The sequence below is a fragment of the Candidatus Arsenophonus nilaparvatae genome, assembly GCF_045346035.1.
Lineage (GTDB): Bacteria > Pseudomonadota > Gammaproteobacteria > Enterobacterales > Enterobacteriaceae > Arsenophonus > Arsenophonus nilaparvatae.
Genome location: NZ_CP158507.1, coordinates 1,217,450 through 1,236,295, shown reverse-complemented (window position 1 = coordinate 1,236,295; position 18,846 = coordinate 1,217,450). Strand labels below are relative to the sequence as shown.

Annotated in this window: 16 protein-coding genes and 2 pseudogenes; 4 read left to right on the top strand and 14 right to left on the bottom strand. The window is 37.8% G+C overall.

The genetic code is table 11. The features are described from left to right. Window positions 1-16: 16 nt before the first annotated feature. The 4 genes from hrpA to WH390_RS05970 form a co-directional block, all read right to left on the bottom strand. On the bottom strand, window positions 17-3,919 hold the full coding sequence (hrpA, locus tag WH390_RS05985) for an ATP-dependent RNA helicase HrpA (protein ID WP_032115877.1): 3,903 nt from the start codon (window positions 3,917-3,919) through the stop codon (window positions 17-19). A 107-nt stretch (window positions 3,920-4,026) separates the two neighbouring features. Then, a complete protein-coding gene (locus WH390_RS05980; RefSeq protein ID WP_032115991.1) occupies window positions 4,027-4,359 on the bottom strand; it encodes a YdbL family protein in 333 nt (110 codons plus the stop codon). An 11-nt stretch (window positions 4,360-4,370) separates the two neighbouring features. Next, a complete protein-coding gene (locus WH390_RS05975) occupies window positions 4,371-4,565 on the bottom strand; it encodes a YnbE family lipoprotein (RefSeq protein WP_032115878.1) in 195 nt (64 codons plus the stop codon). Beyond that, entirely contained in the window at window positions 4,565-7,186 is a 2,622-nt protein-coding gene (locus tag WH390_RS05970) for a YdbH family protein (protein ID WP_032115879.1), read from the bottom strand. The genes WH390_RS05975 and WH390_RS05970 overlap by 1 nt, the downstream gene beginning before the upstream one ends. A gap of 225 nt (window positions 7,187-7,411) precedes the next feature. Between WH390_RS05970 and WH390_RS05965 the strand changes: the two are divergent. Further along, a pseudogene (locus WH390_RS05965) lies at window positions 7,412-8,411 on the top strand (2-hydroxyacid dehydrogenase). A 70-nt stretch (window positions 8,412-8,481) separates the two neighbouring features. Here the strand turns inward: WH390_RS05965 and WH390_RS05960 are convergent. From WH390_RS05960 to WH390_RS05935, 6 genes are read right to left on the bottom strand one after another with little or no spacing between them, the layout of a single operon-like run. Continuing rightward, window positions 8,482-8,640 (bottom strand): hypothetical protein, encoded by a 159-nt coding sequence (locus WH390_RS05960; RefSeq protein WP_187290958.1) that lies wholly within the window; start codon window positions 8,638-8,640, stop codon window positions 8,482-8,484. Window positions 8,641-8,698: 58 nt separating this feature from the next. Beyond that, a complete protein-coding gene (locus tag WH390_RS05955; RefSeq protein ID WP_032115880.1) occupies window positions 8,699-9,151 on the bottom strand; it encodes a GNAT family N-acetyltransferase in 453 nt (150 codons plus the stop codon). A 14-nt stretch (window positions 9,152-9,165) separates the two neighbouring features. Then, window positions 9,166-9,597, bottom strand: coding sequence for a YcgN family cysteine cluster protein (locus tag WH390_RS05950; protein WP_032115881.1), 432 nt, complete (start codon window positions 9,595-9,597; stop codon window positions 9,166-9,168). Between the two features lie 20 nt (window positions 9,598-9,617). Then, the gene (locus WH390_RS05945) at window positions 9,618-10,277 is read right to left on the bottom strand and encodes a fumarylacetoacetate hydrolase family protein (protein ID WP_032115882.1); all 660 of its coding nucleotides are present in this window, start codon (window positions 10,275-10,277) and stop codon (window positions 9,618-9,620) included. Between the two features lie 38 nt (window positions 10,278-10,315). Next, window positions 10,316-11,398: a lytic transglycosylase domain-containing protein gene (locus WH390_RS05940; RefSeq protein ID WP_032115883.1), complete on the bottom strand. Its 1,083-nt coding sequence runs from the start codon at window positions 11,396-11,398 to the stop codon at window positions 10,316-10,318. A gap of 37 nt (window positions 11,399-11,435) precedes the next feature. Beyond that, on the bottom strand, window positions 11,436-11,738 hold the full coding sequence (locus WH390_RS05935; protein WP_032115884.1) for a YcgL domain-containing protein: 303 nt from the start codon (window positions 11,736-11,738) through the stop codon (window positions 11,436-11,438). Window positions 11,739-11,872: 134 nt separating this feature from the next. Here WH390_RS05935 and minC point away from each other — a divergent pair. The 3 genes and pseudogenes from minC to minE all read left to right on the top strand — a co-directional run bounded on the left by minC (window position 11,873) and on the right by minE (window position 13,456). After that, window positions 11,873-12,351 (top strand): annotated as a pseudogene (gene minC / locus WH390_RS05930) (septum site-determining protein MinC). 22 nt (window positions 12,352-12,373) lie between these two features. Further along, complete coding sequence (gene minD, locus WH390_RS05925) at window positions 12,374-13,186, top strand: septum site-determining protein MinD (protein WP_032115885.1); 813 nt, start codon at window positions 12,374-12,376, stop codon at window positions 13,184-13,186. 3 nt (window positions 13,187-13,189) lie between these two features. Then, on the top strand, window positions 13,190-13,456 hold the full coding sequence (minE, locus tag WH390_RS05920) for a cell division topological specificity factor MinE (RefSeq protein ID WP_032115886.1): 267 nt from the start codon (window positions 13,190-13,192) through the stop codon (window positions 13,454-13,456). 75 nt (window positions 13,457-13,531) lie between these two features. On the opposite strand, the gene WH390_RS05915 is transcribed toward minE, so the two are convergent. The 4 genes from WH390_RS05915 to WH390_RS05900 all read right to left on the bottom strand — a co-directional run bounded on the left by WH390_RS05915 (window position 13,532) and on the right by WH390_RS05900 (window position 18,844). After that, the gene (locus WH390_RS05915; RefSeq protein ID WP_052044915.1) at window positions 13,532-14,686 is read right to left on the bottom strand and encodes a filamentous hemagglutinin N-terminal domain-containing protein; all 1,155 of its coding nucleotides are present in this window, start codon (window positions 14,684-14,686) and stop codon (window positions 13,532-13,534) included. A gap of 247 nt (window positions 14,687-14,933) precedes the next feature. Next, window positions 14,934-16,058, bottom strand: coding sequence for a ribonuclease D (rnd, locus tag WH390_RS05910; protein WP_032115993.1), 1,125 nt, complete (start codon window positions 16,056-16,058; stop codon window positions 14,934-14,936). Window positions 16,059-16,127: 69 nt separating this feature from the next. Further along, window positions 16,128-17,852: a long-chain-fatty-acid--CoA ligase FadD gene (gene fadD, locus WH390_RS05905; RefSeq protein WP_052044916.1), complete on the bottom strand. Its 1,725-nt coding sequence runs from the start codon at window positions 17,850-17,852 to the stop codon at window positions 16,128-16,130. Window positions 17,853-18,241: 389 nt separating this feature from the next. After that, complete coding sequence (locus WH390_RS05900) at window positions 18,242-18,844, bottom strand: Slp family lipoprotein (RefSeq protein ID WP_032115887.1); 603 nt, start codon at window positions 18,842-18,844, stop codon at window positions 18,242-18,244. Between the last annotated feature and the right edge of the window lie 2 nt (window positions 18,845-18,846).

The following is an 18,846-nucleotide window of genomic DNA, read 5'->3' as shown; positions in this document are numbered from 1 at the left end:
ACACCACTTTTTTACCCTACTCTGGCAGTAATGAAATTTGCGCCATTGCCTGTAGAATACGTTTATCTGAAATAGGATAAGGGGTGCCCAGTTGTTGAGCAAATAGGCTTACCCGTAATTCTTCCATCATCCAGTATATTGCTTGTACTTCAGGCAACTCTCTTTGTACGCTAGACAACTTAGCTAACCAACCCTGCCATTGCTGTTTAATATGCTCAATACGCAGCATATGCGCGCGATCACGGTTTGGATCAGCGACTAACTTTTCCAAACGACGCTCTATCGCATTAAGATAACGAATAATATCAGGCAGTTTTTGCCAGCCATGAGATGTAACAAAACCTTTAAATATTAATCCACTAAGTTGAGTTTTAATATCAGAAAATGGCAGTGCCAAATGAATGTCGACCCGGCCTTTTAAACGCTTATTAATTGCAAATGCACGAGTTAAAATCATTTCAACCTGTTTAGCTATCTCAACCACTACCTCATTAAGCTCAGCACGAACATAAATTTCCAGTCGCTGATAATCTTCTGCTGTCCATATCAGACCACCAAATTGAGCAATTAATTTATCCACTCCACAGCTGATACAATCATCAATTAGCTCAAGAACTTTGCCAAAAGGATTGAAATAAAGCCCGAGTTTGGATTTATTTGGCAATTTTTCATGCAGGTATTTTATCGGTGAAGGAATATTCAGCAGCAATAGTCTCCTTAATCCTTTATTCATCGCCTGTTGCTGCTCTAGTTGAGTTTCAAACATGCGAATTGCAACGCTATTTTTTTCATCCACCAGCGCCGGATAAGCTTTAACCAGATAACTACCACGCTTTTGTTCATAAAGCTGAGGCAAAGTACCAAAATTCCATATGTGTAACCCACTTTGCTCAATACTTTCATTAACAACCGCAGCTAATGTTTGTTGAACTTGCTGTTTTAATTGTATTTTCAACGATGTTAAATCACGGCTTGCGGCAATAGTCTGATTATTTTCATCGACAATATGAAATGTCATTTTTAAATGATCAGGTAATTGATCCCATTGCCAGGCGTCGGCGTCAATAGTAACACCTGTCATACGACGCAATTCACGGGTTAGACAATCTAACAATTTTCCTTGCGGCGCAGGTATTCTCTCTAAAAATGCTTTAGCATAATTTGGGGTCGGCACAAAGTTACGCCGTAACACTTTAGGTAAGGATTTAATCAGCGCGATAACTAACTCTTCGCGTAATCCCGGTATTTGCCAATCAAAACCTTCATCTTTCACTTGATTGAGTACCGATAGTGGAATATGAACCGTGACGCCATCAACCGCACTACCAGGCTCAAACTGATATGTTAACTGCAATTTAAGCGCATCTTGTTGCCAATAATTGGGGTATTCTGCCAGGCTAACGTTATTAGTTGTTGCCCGCATTAACATATTTTTGTTAAATGTCAGTAGCTCAGGCTGTGTTTTACTCACCACTTTCCACCAGCGATCAAAGTGGCGGGAAGAGACAACCTGACTACTAATTCGCTGTAGATAAAAATCAAACAGCGTGTCATCGTCAACCACAATATCGCGGCGACGGGATTTATGCTCTAACTCTTCTACTTCAGCTAATAATTTTAAGTTTTGTTGGTAAAAGGTGTGGCTGGTTCGCCAGTCACCCTCAACCAATGCATGGCGAATAAAAAGCTCACGACACAATTGCGGATCAATTTTACTGTAATTAACCTGACGGCCAGTTACGATAGGTAAACCCAATAGCGTTACACTTTCCGACGCCATAACCGCACCTTGCTTTTTTGACCAGTGCGGCTCGCTGTAATGATATTTGACTAAATGCCCAGCCAGTGGCTCGATCCAGTCAGGTTCGATTATCGCCGCAATACGTCCCCAAAGCTTATTCGTTTCAACTAATTCTGCCACCATGACCCACTTAGGTGGTTTTTTAAATAAGCCAGAAGCAGGAAAAATCATAAATCGCGCATTTCTGACAGCTAAAAACTCTGCTTTATCAACCCCTTTTTGGCCAATATGAGAAAGCAGACCTGCCAGTAGCGAAATATGAATAGCCTGATAATCGGCAGGTTCGCTATTTACCGCAATACCCAACTCTTTAATTACTTGACGCAGCTGGCTATAGATGTCCTGCCACTCCCTTAAGCGCATAAAATTAAGTAGATCTTGTTTACATTGCTTACGAAATTGCGCATTGGATAAAATAGTTTGTTGCTGTTTAACAAAATCCCATAAATTTAAATAGGCCAGAAAGTCCGAACGTTTATCGATAAAGCGATGATGCTTTTCATCTGCTATTTGTTGTTTATCAAGTGGCCTTTCACGAGGATCCTGGATAGAAAGCACGGAACTTATCACCATAATTTCTCGCACACATCCATGCTTTCTGGCCTCTAAAACCATACGTCCCAAACGTGGATCGAGCGGCAGTTGTGCCAACTGACGACCAATTTCAGTCAGTTGATAATTGCCACCAGTAGCAGTTTTATTAGCAATAGCGTTTAATTCTTCGAGTAATCGAATGCCATCTTGAATATTACGTTTATCGGGCATTTCAATAAAAGGAAATTGATTAATATCACCTAGTCCAATCGCCATCATCTGCAAAATAACCGAAGCCAGATTGGTACGTAAAATTTCAGGATCGGTATACATTGGGCGAGCTAAAAAATCTTCTTCCGAGTACAAGCGAATACAGATCCCTGCAGAGACGCGACCACAGCGCCCTTTACGCTGTTCAGCCGAAGCTTGTGAAATTGGTTCAATTGGCAAACGCTGTACTTTTGTGCGATAACTATACCGGCTAATGCGCACATAGCCGGTATCTATCACATATTTAATACCAGGAACGGTCAATGAGGTTTCTGCCACATTGGTCGCTAATACGATCCTTCTGCCTGGATGAGATTGAAAAATACGGTTTTGTTCGCTGTTAGACAAACGAGCAAAAAGCGGTAATATTTCGGTATGTTTTAAATTCAGCTTATTTAATGCTTCGGCGGTATCGCGGATCTCACGCTCACCACTCATAAAAATCAAAATATCGCCAATAGCATGTTGACTTAATTCATCAATCGCATCGATTATGCCATCAAGCTGATCGCGATGACTATCGTTGCTGTCACCAATAATTGGCCGATATCTAACTTCTACTGGATAAGTTCTTCCTGATACCTCAACAATCGGCGCGTGATCAAAATGTTGGGAAAAACGCTCGGGATCGATGGTCGCGGAGGTGATAATAACTTTTAAATCAGGGCGTTTCGGTAATAATTGGCGTAAATAGCCCAGAATAAAATCAATGTTTAAGCTGCGTTCATGCGCCTCATCAATAATTATCGTGTCATATTGCAGTAATAATTTATCATTAAGTAATTCTGCTAATAAAATTCCATCTGTCATTAATTTAATGAACGTATTATCACTTACCTGATCATTAAAACGGACTTTATAACCAACAGCACTACCTAAAGGGATATTAAGCTCCTCAGCGATCCTGTTAGCAACTGAGCGCGCAGCCAATCTACGAGGTTGGGTATGACCAATTAAGCCTTTTATCCCTCGGCCAAGCTCTAGACAAATTTTGGGGATCTGGGTTGTTTTGCCCGACCCCGTCTCACCAGCAATAATGACCACTTGATGATCACTGATCGCCTGATAAATTGCCTGTTTTTTCTCAATGACAGGGAGATTTTCTGGATAAATAATTACTGGAAGAACGCTTTGCCGCTGAGCAATTTTTTTCTGCCCGGCAGCAATATCTGTTTTAACTAATTCAATAACCGATTGGCGGGATTTTTCATTTTTTATTTTCTTTATCCCTGCCAAGCGTTTTTTTAATAACAATTGATCACGCAATAATAGCTTTCCAATATCAGCATATAATGCTATTAAATCAGAGTTCACGTTTAATTAGACCTTACTGAAGGGGCATATTTGCTGAGTTGACCATCAAAACACGATGTCACTGACACATACTCTTCTTTGCCAAAATAATAGAGTGCTATAGTATCTTATTTTTGTGTCCAGCGACCATTAATACCTAATACATATTCACCTTTTTTCGCCCCATCTATTAATTTTTGGCCGGCAATTTTGGCCACTTGCTCAGTCTTCAGTTGATTACTTTGCGCAATTTCAGCATATTTTTGTTCACGAGCCTGATTAATGCTGTTAACCAATGCGTTCACTTCAGCATTATCTTTTGCCACTGTTGCCAGATAACCGGTTAAGGTTTCGCCGACCAGCCCACGCTGCTTAGCTTCGCTAATTGATAAGCTCAAGGCGGAAAAACTGACAACAACACTCATCAATATCAATAAAAAAGGTAAAATATATTTTTTCATCATGTCATCTGTTATCCAAAAAGATCACTATTATTTTTTAGTAACCCCTCAACCTGGCGATCAACTTTAATTTTAATTTCATGTTCAATTTTGACATTCATATTAATATTTATTGGCTTATCGGGTGTTGCCACCTCTAACCGAACGCAACTTGTTAATAAAAATGCCGCTGATAAGTTCAGCATATACCAAATTTGCCTTTTCATTACTGATTTTCACCTTTTTTTAGCGAAATATTTTTTTCTAACCAATCACCTAAATTATTAGCAAATTGTAGACTGCGCCACAATTGAAAGATATTTTCTTGATGGCGATAATTTAATCTAACTTGTCGATTTTTGCTTTCTAAAGGATTAACGCCATGAATTTGAGCATTGAGCGTGATATCCCCCAGATTACTCAGACTAATTTCGGTTTGGCTACGATTTATTTCCAAATAGCGTAACCAGGCCATAGCAACTCTAGCAGATAAATTATTTTCACCGATAGAATCCACTAACTCTTTTCCTAATCTTAAGGTAATATTGCCTGAGTTTGCTAGCCACCCTTCTTTCACAATCCAATCCGGGTTATTCAGGAAGAAAGGTAATTGACCACTTATTTTTCCTGACATCGCAACCTGAGTCGTGGTTCTAAGGCGAGTTAATAATTGACTTAAATCTATTCGATCAATAGTGAGTATGGCTGGCGCTATTTGCGGCCAACGTAATTTAGCTAACCGAACAGCTCCGCCTAACAAATCAACATTAACTGCCCGTAACACTAAAGGGAATTTTGCGCTAGCTGGATAATAGCCATAAAGATCAGCCGTTATATTACGCATATCAAACAGACTTTTTACCTGTTTGATCCTAATTTGGATCGGTGACTTGGTCCCCAGCTGCCAGCGACTATTTTGTAAACGCCAGGGTAAAATAAAATCAATCCCATCAACACTACCATCTTTTAACCACAATCCAGCATTAGTAACCGACCAATGGCCACCAGCGATCACCCCTTGGCCTTGCGCTACAGAAAACGCAGCTTGAGCATAAAAATTACCTTCTCGCAAGGTGATAGCCAAATCTGCCGGGATCAACGATTGAAATGCTAATACACTCTGATTTTGCCAACGCGCATTTCCTCTTAATCGTATACCATCCCAACGGATAAAAAATGGAATTGGACCTATTTGTTGCGCTGATAGTGCTCCGGATAATTGGAAATCTGCTGGATTGCGACCAGTTACTTTAGCCGTAATCGCGGTTGCTGGTAAAAAGCTCTCTTGACCAAACTGTATTCGATTAGTACGTAAAATAAGCTCACCAGTAAAATTAGCGCGCTTAGCATCACGTTGCCATTTTAAGGGTTTTGATAGCGTTAAACGGGGATGAAACATATTAACCATCTCATACTGAATTTTATCAAATCCGGTATTCAATCTGTTTACCACCAATAAAGAGTTAATCCAGTAACCATCACCGCTAAGATCCCAATTGGCATTAAGGGGGGGTAATTGTGCATGGCCCCAATAACGCCATCGCCATTGACCTTGGTCTGGTTTAAAATTATTGGCTTGCCCATCAAAATGTAATTTTACCTTACCCCAATAACTGTCAGTTGTATCAGCAATTGCCTGCAAACGCCCAGTTACCCCTTGTGCCGTCAAATAAGTGCCCGCTAACGGTAGACGTAATTCATCAAGCATTAATGTTTTATTTATCTTGCCATACACTCTAATTAATGATGATAGTAAAAAAGTAATACGCGGAGAGAGCAATGGACCTGAAATCAGGGTTGGGGTTCGCATATCAATAATCAGATCATTAATTTTAACCTGTCCCATTAATTGAAATGGAATATGGCTATTTAGCCAATCTAATTTACCCTGCTCAATAGTCAGCACCAAATTAGCTTTACCTTCCCCGCCCGTCGTCAACATATTAGCGCGACCACTAATACGCATATCAGCTAAATTATCACGCCAATTAGCCAGACGAAGATCGATTTTTCCTGATAATAATTGATCACCATTTTGCCAACGCCAGTTTCCTTGCTTAACAGTCAAATACTGGTCATCTAATTGCCAGGGCAAAAAGAGTAATGGCATTTGAGACTGCTGTTCTGTTAGCTGTAAAATCCCTGAGCGATTTGCCCAATTTAATTGTGCAATCACCGGTTTAGCATAGTGATTAGTCGTAAAAATCGCGTCAATCTTTCCCTGTTGGGGAATTAATGTCGAACTCAAGGGTAGCGAGATATTACCGGTTAAATTAACCGTATCTTCATTCAGCCGAAGAAACATATGCTCTATATTGAAATAATCTGCCGTGGTTGTTCGTGCCACAAATTGCACATTTTGTCCTTGATAATCGATGTGCAAGTGATGACTTTGACTTACTTGTAACTGAAGTTTGCCAGCCAAAAATGGCCAAGGATGTAAGACGAGTTGTTCAATTGTTAATTCCATTGACGGGATTGTGGTTAAGATCTGTTTTATATCTATTTCAGATTGTGTAGCTTGATCGTCTGTTAACTGGGATAAGCAATTATTGTCACTCACTAACGATTGAGCATGAATTATCCATTTTGTTGGCCATTTAGTTGCTAAAGAAACAGTTAATTGATCCACCTTGACCCATTCACAGCTGCCTAGTGCAATTTTCATATCGGCTACAACAATCCCTTGGCCGGTGATTTTCGGTAATGTCATTGACAATGTTGCACCTTTGGGTAGCCATAATTGACTGACTCTAGGTAACCAATGGGGGATTGAAAACCAGCTGGTGATAACAATAAAAAACAAGATTATGAATAGCAAAATAATATATTTTATTAATTTAGGCACTCTACTATTCCTTTGTTTTAATTAACCTCATTAAAACCATAATAATGGATCTTTAATATTGATCCATCTTATTAATAGATTTACAACACAACTACATTAGCGATGTTATCAACAAATTTTTATCCATCGATTCATATAATCCTCTATTTGTGCCATTCTATTAACACTAAGCACATTTATCGCTATAGGTGCAAAAGTTATACTCATTTTATATTGGAGCCTCCAATGAAAGTCGTTTCTTATAGTACAAAACAATACGACCGCATTCATTTCGATCAAATCAATAAACAGGGTCATTTTAATTTTGATATCGAGTACTTTGATTTTCCACTCACCCCGCAAACTGCTAAAAATGCTGCAGGTGCTGATGCGGTTTGTATATTTGTTAATGATGATGCCAGTCAAGCAGTACTTAAAGAGCTTGCAAAGCTGGATGTTAAAATTTTAGCTTTACGTTGTGCCGGATTTAATAATGTCGATTTAGTTGCGGCAAAAAAATTGGCCATTCAAGTTGTACGCGTACCTGCTTATTCTCCCGAGGCTGTTGCTGAACATACCGTAGGTTTAATGCTTTGTCTAATATAGACGTATTCACCGCGCTTACCAACGTACTCGGGATGCCAATTTTTCATTGGAAGGATTAACCGGTTTTAACATGCATAATCGTACTGCTGGCATTATCGGTACCGGTAAAATCGGTTTAGCAACATTGCGTATTCTTAAAGGTTTTGGTATGAAACTACTTGCTTATGATCCCTACCCCAATGAAGCAGCATTAGAGCTTGGTGCTGAGTATGTTGATTTAGATGCTTTATTAAAGCATGCCGATATTATTAGCCTCCATTGTCCATTAACAAAGGAAAATCATCATTTACTCAATGAACAATCCTTCAATAAAATGAAAGATGGGGTTATGGTGATCAATACCAGCCGCGGCGGTTTAATTGATTCTAATGCAGCAATCGAAGCACTAAAACAACAAAAAATTAGCGCCTTAGGGATGGATGTATACGAAAATGAACGTGAGTTATTTTTTGAGGATAAATCGAATGATGTGATCCAAGATGACGTTTTTCGCCGCTTATCTGCCTGCCATAATGTCCTATTCACTGGACACCAAGCTTTTTTAACCGAAGAAGCGCTCAATAATATTAGCGAAACAACGCTACAAAATATTAAACAGATTGCTCAAGGAGAGCCGTGTGCTAATAAAATTGAAGGTTAATCTTTAACATTAAGACAATATTTATTGCTAGGGTTTCTGGCAGCTGATTGCCATGAGTGCTTTAGGGCGCTTATGGCACAAAACTATCACTAATTAACCAATGAATAATCCAAAGTGAAATACCAGCAGCAACTGGCGCCAACGGCCTAGTAACTTCCAGTTGTCGATTACTGAATATAACCGCCATAATTGCTAATTGGTTTCTAGTTAACTTGAGTGAATTAGCCATCACTACGGATACTATTAACTAATTTTAGATGACTAATAAAATAATCAAGTTAATAATATTAATTAATCAACTTTTCCAGTCGTATTTCTCCATTTTGCAAATTTTCAACCGGCAACCAACCCAGTTTTTGATAAAAACCGCAGGCACGACTCGCAGCATCAGTCGTTAACCAAATTTTTTTATATTGTTGAAAAAGAAACGTTTCAGCTTTGGTTAATAAAATTTTGCCGAAACCTTGCCCGGCAAACTCAGGACGAACAAATAAAGCAAAAATACTGCCTTGTTCCATATCCACCATAGAGAAACCGATAGGATTGCCAGCTATTTCCGCAATCCAGGCACAAGGTGACGCAGACAAAATATCGCGTAATGCGTCAGGTGTAATTCCTTTATCAATAAGTTGTTTTTTGGAAAGGTGATTTTCTTTTACACTGGTTCGAATAGCAAAAAGGGACGCAATATCATTAACATTAGCTAATCTGACATATTGCTCTAAATAATGGTTTTCCATTTTTTTCTCTAGGATCAAAGGGTATTAATAATATGATCTTCCCAATCCATCACCTCAATTTCTCTAACCGCAATATGCCGAACGGATATTTTAGCTTGGTGCATAGCTAATTTTGAACCGGTTTTTAATGGATGCCAGGCTGGCAGCGGTTTTCCTTCAGCAATTAAACGATAAGCACAGGTGTTAGGTAACCAACGGAAGGTAGTCAAATTATCCTTTGTCAATTTGATACAATCTGGTTCATAACGAAATCTTTCTGCATAGTTTTTGCACTGACAGCTTTTAAGATCTAATTGATCACATGCCACGTTGGTGAAATAAATTTCATCGGTATCGGCATCCAGTAACTTATGCATACAGCATTGCCCACAACCGTCACATAATGATTCCCACTCTTCATCGGTCATCTGTTCTAACGTTTTGCGCTGCCAAAAAAACTGAGACATATAAAATAAAAATCCTCTTATTAGATAACTCGTGTTTTTAAAATTCGATCATTTAAATGAAGAGTAAGCTCGTCGTTCACTTCTAGTGGGCCAACACCTTTGGGTGTGCCTGTTAAAATAACATCCCCAGGGCGTAAAGTAAAAAAACGCGATATATAACTGATCAAAGGTAATATGGCTGTCAGCATATCGGCGGTGTTTCCTTCCTGTCGTATTTCGTTATTAACCAATAAACTTAAGCTCGCTTTTTGTGGGTCACCAAACTCATGAGCAGCAATAAATCCGGATATTGGGCAAGCACCATCAAAAGCTTTAGATTTTTCCCATGGCTGGCCAGATGTTTTTAATGTTTGCTGTAAATCACGTAAAGTCAAATCAAGTGCCACGGCAAACCCTTTAATTGCTGATTTAATTCTCTCTTGATCATTTTCCTGTTTCAGCGTCGTGCCAATCAAAACAGCTAACTCGATTTCATGATGTACTGTGCCTAGCCCTTTTGGCAACAAAATAGGTTGAGTGATATCACAAAGCGCAGTTTCCGGCTTAATGAAAATGACCGGCTCTTTATGCTGCTTTGCGTTCATTTCTTGCACATGTTCGGCATAATTACTGCCTACACAAACCACTTTATTAGCAGATACATCCAGCAAAGCGCCCTGCCAATCATGGTGTTGATACATAGTCTTACTCCTATTTATTGTTGCTTATACTCAATTTATTATATTTGTTGAGCAATACCGTCAGCCATTAAACAGACAGATAATGAAAAATAGTAAGAACGATTCCACTGCATAATGGTGCGAAAATTATCGGTCACCAGATAGATCCTGCCTTGCGGATCTTTTGGAATAATTAACCAAGTCTGTGTAGTTAACGCCAAATTAGCCATCACAGGAACTTCTATGCCAAGCTTTTTCCATTGTTCTACCGATTTTCCTTTTTTCTTTATCCCTGCGAAACCAACATCAAAACCTATTGGTAACTTAACCTGTGTGCCCCAAGGTAAATAAGTTTGCCAACCTTCATACCTAAGGTAATTGGCAATTGAAGCAAAAACATCTGCTTTATTGTGCCAGATATCAATCTGACCTTTACCACTACCATTTATAGCATATTGTAGATAAGAGATGGGCATAAACTGAGTTTGTCCCATTGCACCGGCCCAAGAGCCTTTTAAACGCTGGTTTTTCGACACATAGCCTTTATCCATAATTTTGAGTGCAGCCATCAGTTGTTTACTAAAAAAAAGTTCTCGGCGGCCATCAAAGGACAAAGTGACTAAGGCGAAAATCACATCTTCTTGCCCTTGGATTTCACCAAATTTACTCTCTAATCCCCAAAGTGCAACAATATATTGCACCGGAATACCAAACCGCTTACTGGTTATATCCAGTTGATGCTTATTATTATGATATTGCTGTATTGCCATGCTAATACGGGATGATGGTAAAACTTTTTGTAAATAATTTTCTAAATTGACGTTAGCACGCTTTTCCGGCTGTCTACGATCTGCGGCCACAATTCGCTGAACAAAATAAATATTGGCAAAAGCCCTAGCGATCGTTGCTTCGCTTATTCCTTGTTGCCTTGCCATTTGCTTTAAATATTGAACATAAGCTGGAAATTGCGCCAAACTACGTTTTTTATGCGGAAATACCTTACTTAAAGAAATTTCACTAGATTGCGCTGCTATTGCTTGCGGTACTGATATCAAGAAAATCACTTTAGGCAGCATTGCGATGAGCAAATCACCTATCAATAAGAGACTACCAATTACTGTATAAATAAGTTTGAGTCTCATAGCGATAATCCTCAAAAATTTTTAATTCAGTATTATCTTATTTTTGCTCTGCCAGTAGTTGATTTTCCAATTTGTCAATCAGATAGCGATAATCTTCCATTATATTTTCAACCGGAGGCGGAAACTGAAGATAATAACCAACCTCGATAAGCTCCCGTTTAACCCTATCAATATCAGCATTGGCTAATTTTTTTCGATCTGTCAAACTGAGAGTCATGACAAATCGGGGAGTACCAAATTGCTGTAATAATGGTTTGGGAACGCGGGAAAAATTGTCTTTTTTTTCTACAAAAAGATAAGTTTGTTCCTTCTTTGCACTACAATAAATGACACAAAACATTCAATTTAGCTCTTTTTTATTAACACTTTTGACTTGCCTGACTAATTAAGTAACTATAACATAATATTGTATTTCCTTATATCATCGTCCAAAATTCCACTATGGGTCAGTTCAACATGCTGAGTCGAATGCAGATGACACAATCACCAATCGAACTAAAAGGCAGTAGCTTCACTCTCACCGTTCTTCATATTCATAATGAAGATCCTGAAGCTATTAAAAAAGCAATTCAGGAAAAAATTGACCAAGCGCCTGATTTTTTGAGAAATGCCCCTGTTGTCTTCAATGTTGCTGGTCTATTACCACCCATGTTCGTTCAGGACAACGCATATATGCCGCTAATTGTGATTTAATTGTTAACGCTAATGTTAGTGCTGGTGCTGAATTGATTGCTGATGGCAATATACATATTTATGGCATGATGCGTGGTAGAGTACTTGCTGGCGCATCTGGCGATAATGATTGTCAAATTTACTGTACACACTTACAAGCGGAATTAGTTTCTATTGCTGGACAATTTTGGTTAAGTGAACAAATTCCTGCAGATTTTATCGGGAAAGCAGCTAGACTTTGTTTGGTAAATAATGAATTGACGATTAATAATATCATTTAGACCTTATTACAGGAATGACTTCATGGCACGCATTATTGTTGTAACCTCAGGTAAAGGTGGCGTTGGCAAAACTACTTCCAGCGCAGCCATCGCTACCGGCCTGGCCCAAAGAGGAAAAAAAACCGTTGTGATCGATTTTGATATTGGTCTACGTAACCTCGATTTAATTATGGGATGCGAACGCCGCGTAGTGTATGATTTTGTGAATGTGATCCAAGGTGATGCCACACTCAACCAAGCACTTATTAAAGATAAAAGGACTGAAAATCTTCATATACTTCCTGCTTCACAAACGCGTGATAAAGATGCATTAACACGTGAAGGCGTTGAAAAAGTGCTAAATGGACTAAAAAAATTAGATTTCCAATTCATTATCTGCGATTCACCCGCAGGTATCGAAAGTGGTGCATTGATGGCACTTTATTTCGCCGATGAAGCAATTATTACCACCAACCCTGAAGTCTCTTCTGTACGTGATTCAGATCGCATACTCGGTATTATCGCTTCTAAATCACGCCGTGCAGAACGTGGCGAAGAACCCGTCAAGGAGAAACTTTTGCTTACCCGTTATAATCCAGGTCGTGTCACTCATGGTGATATGCTGAGTATGGAAGACGTACTTGAAATTCTGTGTATCCCACTGATTGGTGTGATCCCTGAAGATCAATCCGTTTTACGTTCCTCTAACCAAGGAGAGCCTGTTATTCTCGATGCCAAATATGATGCAGGCAAAGCATACAGTGACTGCGTTGATCGAATTTTAGGTAAAAACCGCCCTATTCGTTTTATTGAAGAAGAAAAAAAAGGCTTCTTAAAGCGCTTGTTTGGAGGATAAAATATGGCCTTATTAGATTTTTTCCTGTCGAAAAAAAAATCAACGGCCAATATTGCCAAGGAAAGGCTACAAATTATTGTTGCCGAACGCCGACGTAATGACTGTGGGCCGGCTTACCTACCCGCAATGAAACGTGATATTTTAAAGGTCATTTGTAAATACGTCCAAATTGATCCAGAAATGCTCACAGTACAATTTGAACAAAAAAATGATGATATCTCGGTTTTAGAGTTAAATGTAACTTTACCTGAAACGGACGAAAAAAAATAAAATAGCTAATTTTTAACACCAAGTGCCCATCAATAATGATGGGCTTGTGCCATAATGACTTAAAAATAAATATTTTTATTGCTTAATTTTAACAGTTCCATTTCCTTTGCTTATCATTTCACTAGTAAAAGCATTTCCATTTACAAAATCGCCTGTGATTATTTTTCCCCTATTAACAATGAGATAATTTTTCCTGGCTTGCTTTAAGATCTGGTACTCACTTTTTATTTGATTATTAAATTGATAATTTTTTGTTATTCGATTAATGACCTCCCTAATATCTCTTACTTTATAAACATTAAAATAAAATAATGAATTAATATTTATCTCCGCAGCATTTCTAAATGAACCACCTGTTACATAAACATTCATTTCATTAGCGCTTAATTGACTACCTTGTTTTATTTGAAATTTTGAATAACCAAAATCATCAACTAACCAAGGTTTAAAATAAGATAAATTTATATGAGCATTTTTATCATTAATATTATTATACTCTATAAAAAACGGCATATTACCTGTTCGATAAGTTATTCTATCTGCTTTAATTTGCGTGTTAGCATTAATAATATTATTATAAGCCAATACCTCGATATCTTTAATATTATTAAAATTAATATTTCCGGAAAAACTAATCGACTTATTCATTGATTGATTTAATTTAATATTATCAATTTTTTCATATAACCCAAGATTAATTTTGCCAGCCAGCAAAGTTACCCGATCAGTGCCAGAAAATGAACAGCTTATGCAACTAATTCCCTGCTGGTTAGCAATCAGAATAGCTGCTTTTGTTCCTAGAATAGCTAATTCTCCCAACAGCCTGGTTTTTTCATTGCTATCAATTTCAGCAATAATTAATTTAGCACTGTTCTCAATATTATTATTAAAATAAATCCCTTTTTTGCCTATATCCATTTTGTTAAAAAAAATATGGGATACTCCTTTATTATCAACAGGATTAATATTAATAACTGGTTTATTTTTATTAGTAGAGTCGGATAGTAACCTATTTAATTTACTATAGCTTTTATATTTAGTGATACTAGCAGTAGAATTTTTTATATTATTTTCATCAATAATGATATATGTACCATCATCTTTATATTTATTATTGGTTTTTAATTTTTTATTTTCCGTTGGTAACCTATCTTTTATAAGATGGAGATCATCGGCATAACTATTAAAAATTATTGTTATCGCCATTATAAATATCAGTGTTGTTTTCATTCCAGCCTCGTAATAACCTGGTTATAATAAAATAAAATTATTTATATTGTTATAAAAAATAACTTATTTAAATTAATAGAAAGAGAAACTCAGAAAGAAAAGATATTTTTAATCTCATGTCTCAAGATACAGCTTTAAATTAATTACACTATACCTCAGACAAACTAATTCAAAGATTTATTACAAATCAATGAATTAGTTCAATTAATAAAAAGATAACAACAAATACATTTTAAAAATAAATCAGCTAACAATATAATTCCAATAATCGCTTTAAGGGAACACTTAATAATTGCCCACGCCAGCCAGCCAACAAATCGGGCTTATAGTCTGATTTTTTCAACCCCCAATGGAACGCTAGCAGTTGATTAATCTGACGTCGAGAAGCTAATAACTCTGAATTCAACTCTGCTTGTTCACCAATTTGTTTAGTTAAAGTTTTAACCGCCTTAAATGCCTCTCGATATTGAGGATGATTGATAAGATGATAAAGCGGCTGTGGACAGGCATTTTCCTCAATATCACAACAGTTTGCGACAATTTGCAACACATCCTGACCATGGCAGCGGATCTCCTGCCCAGTTAAACCAAGAGTATGCAGTTGTGTCAATGAATTAGGCAAATAACGCGCTATTTTCCATAGATGTTCTTCTCTAACAATAAAATTGACCGCTAAATCACGCCGTCGAGCCTGATTAAGACGCCAGGCTGCTAATTGTTTAAGACAGGCAAGCTGTTGAGCCCGCAATTGCCAACTATTTTTAATACTTTTATATGCATCTGCGGGTGATAATATCTCTTGTCGACGTAACAAAATCCGCTGGCATTCATCGGTTACCGCCGGTAAATAGCCTAATTGATTAATCAACGACAGTAGTTTTTCGGCTAAAGGTAATAAAAAAAACACATCAGCGGCCGCATATTGACACTGTTTATCACTCAACGGCCGAATAAGCCAGTCTGTTCGTGATTCACTCTTATCTAACGTAATCGTTAAATATTCATTCACTAAGCTTGCAAACCCGCTAGAAATGGGATGACCAAGAAATGCTGCCATAATCTGGGTATCTAACATCGGCTGTGGAACACAAGCCAAATGATGTAAAAATACTTCTATATCTTCACTACCAGCATGCAAGATTTTAGTCACTTTGCCATCTGTTAATAAATTTCTAAACGGCTCCATATTAGTAATGGCAATAGGATCAATTAATGACAGTTGCTCGCCGTCATATAGCTGAATAAGACCAAACTGTGGATAATAAGTTTTTACGCGTACAAATTCTGTATCTAAAGCTATTTTGTTAGCCTTCGCTGCTGCTTGACAAACTTTCTTAAGTTGAGCATCTGTGGTAATCAACTGATAATTCAAAACGTCTTTCTCTTTGTGATTTATTTTTAACAACATCACTCTTGGCCGCCATTTTAGCGATGCTGTTTATCAAAATTTACTATCTAATGTTTGTGTTACTTGATGATTTTCTGTCGCTGTCTGATATTTTTTCTGCTCTTCTTCTCTTAATTGCCGTCGTAAAATTTTACCTACATTCGATTTAGGTAACTCAGAGCGAAACTCAAAAAACTTAGGCACTTTATAGGCGGTCAAATATTGACGGCAATAGATTTTTAATTCTTCAGCAGTCAAAGCAGGATCAGTCGATACCACAAAGACTTTGACCGCTTCACCAGTATTCTCATCTACCACACCAATTGCTGCATTTTCAATGACTTTGGGATGATTAGAGATAACTTCTTCAATTTCACTCGGGTATACATTAAAACCAGAAACTAAAATCATATCTTTTTTGCGATCAACAATTTTAATAAAGCCTTTTTCATCGATCTTGGCAATATCACCGGTCGCTAACCAACCATCTTTCATCACTTCGTCGGTCATAGCCGGAGAGCGCCAATAACCCTTCATGACTTGAGGACCACGTACCAACATCTCACCGGGCTGGCCAATTGGAACTTCATTACCACTATTATCAATAAACTTGACTTCAGTTGAAGGCATAGGCAACCCAATGCTACCATTATATTTACTTAAATTGTATGGGTTAACCGTCACTAATGGCGAACACTCAGTTAAACCATAGCCCTCCAGTAAACACTTGCCCGTCAGTTGTTGCCACTCTTCCGCTACTGTTTTTTGTACCGGCATACCACCGCCAATAGAAACATTCAAATGGGAAAAATCAAGTTTTCTAAATTCTTCATTATGCAACCAGGCATTAAATAATGTATTAACACCTGTAATGCCAGTAAAAGAATAACGCGCAAGTTCTTTAACCGTTGCGGCAACATCCCGCGGATTAGTGATCAGCAAATTAGTACCGCCAATTTTAACAAATAACAAACAATTTACTGTCAAAGCAAAAATATGATACAGCGGCAACGCCGTCACAATAATTTCTTTACCTAACTGCATGGCAGGCAAATAAGTAGCTCTGCCCTGCTCAACATTTGCCAACATATTATAATGGCTAAGCATTGCGCCTTTTGCTGAGCCAGTGGTTCCGCCGGTATACTGGAGAAAAGCCAAATCTTCGCCAGAAATATCAGGTTTCACATATTGCATACGATAGCCTAATTGCATAACACGGCGAAAAGAGATCGCTTGTGGCAAATAATATTTAGGTACCAAACGTTTTATATATTTAACAACAAAATCAACAATCGTCCCCTTTGGCCGAGACAGTTGATCGCCTAAACGGGTCAGGATGACATGTTTAACTTGGGTATTAAAAACGACTTTTTCTAATGTATGGGCAAAATTTGATACGATAACAATCGCAATAGCCTCACTATCACTAAGTTGATGTTCTAATTCTCTTGGGGTATAAAGCGGATTAACATTAACGACAACCATACCTGCACGTAAAATACCAAAAAGTGCAACCGGATACTGTAATAAATTAGGTAGCATCAGCGCAATACGAGCGCCTTTTTGCAGACCTAAGCCATTTTGTAAATAGGCCGCAAACGCTCGACTACGCTCTTCCAGCTTACGATAGGTCATTATTTCACCCATATTAATGAAAGCTGGGCGATCCGCATATGCTGTAACCGCATTTTCTAGTAAGTCTGCTAATGATGTTTCAGATACCGGTCCTATTTCTGCCGGTACATCAGATGGATAATTTTTTAGCCAGATTTTTTCCACTGTAACACTCCTGATTTGAAACTAAGTGAAGTAACCGACAAAAATTAATTTGTTAACAAAATACTAACTCAGCATACTAGTTTGAGAACCGTTCTGTGCTAATGCTGGGATATGTATCACTATTTAATTTCAAATCTCGAATAAGTTTAAACTAAGCTAATTTATCAACTTCTAGATTTTGATTAATTTTCAGTTAGTTATAAAAATTAGCGTAATAATTATATATAAGATTAATTATATATCATTCGACTTTTTTTCGAAAAAACAATGCTTTTTATCATATTAGCGCATAACCGCACCTTTTAGCAGCGCAAAATCTGCTCAGACTAAAAACCAATCAGGGTAAATATGGCAAAATATTTACCCTGACTGATTGATAAAACTAATAATTATTCGGTTAAATAAGTTCGTATTTCAGCCTCACCAACAGGATAACCCCAAGGGCCCCAATTCCAATAATAAGGCGAATTAGGATAGTTTGGATACCATGGCGATCCATATCCCCAACCTGAAGGTGGTAATACAACTGATTGCATTTGATTCCAACGTTGATAACCTGATACAGCAATCTTGACATACTGGTAGGAAACTAAATCAATTTTGCCCTCTTCAATGCCAGTAATTGTCCCAACGACAGTAATATAGTGACCGCTAAAATCTGATGGCTCCAAAAAACGGCCAATATAAGCATAGATACGTCCTACCGATGGTGTATTTAACCTTGGCGCAGCGTCATATTTACTTAATGGCATCACTGCTATTTCAAGCCGAGTTTGGTTATTGTTGTTTAAAACAGAGATCACCTTACCGCCAAAGCGCCCTTCTTGACCAATATAAAGCTCAGGGGCCTCACGCACTGCTGATAAACTTTCAACCGGTGTTTGTGTCGTTCCCTTAATTGACGCGGGAATTGAAACACAGCCAGCTAATAAAACAACACCAGCCAACAGAGCAACCTTTATGGCAGCCTGGTAGTTTAACTTTATTTTCATAA

What these genes read in the sequence shown, in the direction of transcription:
- minE (WP_032115886.1), top strand. Translation starts at nt 13,190, where the DNA reads ATGGCCTTATTAGATTTTTTCCTGTCGAAAAAAAAATCAACGGCCAAT.
- WH390_RS05960 (WP_187290958.1), bottom strand. Translation starts at nt 8,640, where the DNA reads ATGGCTAATTCACTCAAGTTAACTAGAAACCAATTAGCAATTATGGCG.
- WH390_RS05980 (WP_032115991.1), bottom strand. Translation starts at nt 4,359, where the DNA reads ATGAAAAAATATATTTTACCTTTTTTATTGATATTGATGAGTGTTGTT.
- WH390_RS05940 (WP_032115883.1), bottom strand. Translation starts at nt 11,398, where the DNA reads ATGAGACTCAAACTTATTTATACAGTAATTGGTAGTCTCTTATTGATA.
- WH390_RS05955 (WP_032115880.1), bottom strand. Translation starts at nt 9,151, where the DNA reads ATGGAAAACCATTATTTAGAGCAATATGTCAGATTAGCTAATGTTAAT.
- WH390_RS05900 (WP_032115887.1), bottom strand. Translation starts at nt 18,844, where the DNA reads ATGAAAATAAAGTTAAACTACCAGGCTGCCATAAAGGTTGCTCTGTTG.
- WH390_RS05945 (WP_032115882.1), bottom strand. Translation starts at nt 10,277, where the DNA reads ATGTATCAACACCATGATTGGCAGGGCGCTTTGCTGGATGTATCTGCT.
- WH390_RS05915 (WP_052044915.1), bottom strand. Translation starts at nt 14,686, where the DNA reads ATGAAAACAACACTGATATTTATAATGGCGATAACAATAATTTTTAAT.
- WH390_RS05950 (WP_032115881.1), bottom strand. Translation starts at nt 9,597, where the DNA reads ATGTCTCAGTTTTTTTGGCAGCGCAAAACGTTAGAACAGATGACCGAT.
- WH390_RS05975 (WP_032115878.1), bottom strand. Translation starts at nt 4,565, where the DNA reads ATGAAAAGGCAAATTTGGTATATGCTGAACTTATCAGCGGCATTTTTA.
- minD (WP_032115885.1), top strand. Translation starts at nt 12,374, where the DNA reads ATGGCACGCATTATTGTTGTAACCTCAGGTAAAGGTGGCGTTGGCAAA.
- WH390_RS05935 (WP_032115884.1), bottom strand. Translation starts at nt 11,738, where the DNA reads ATGTTTTGTGTCATTTATTGTAGTGCAAAGAAGGAACAAACTTATCTT.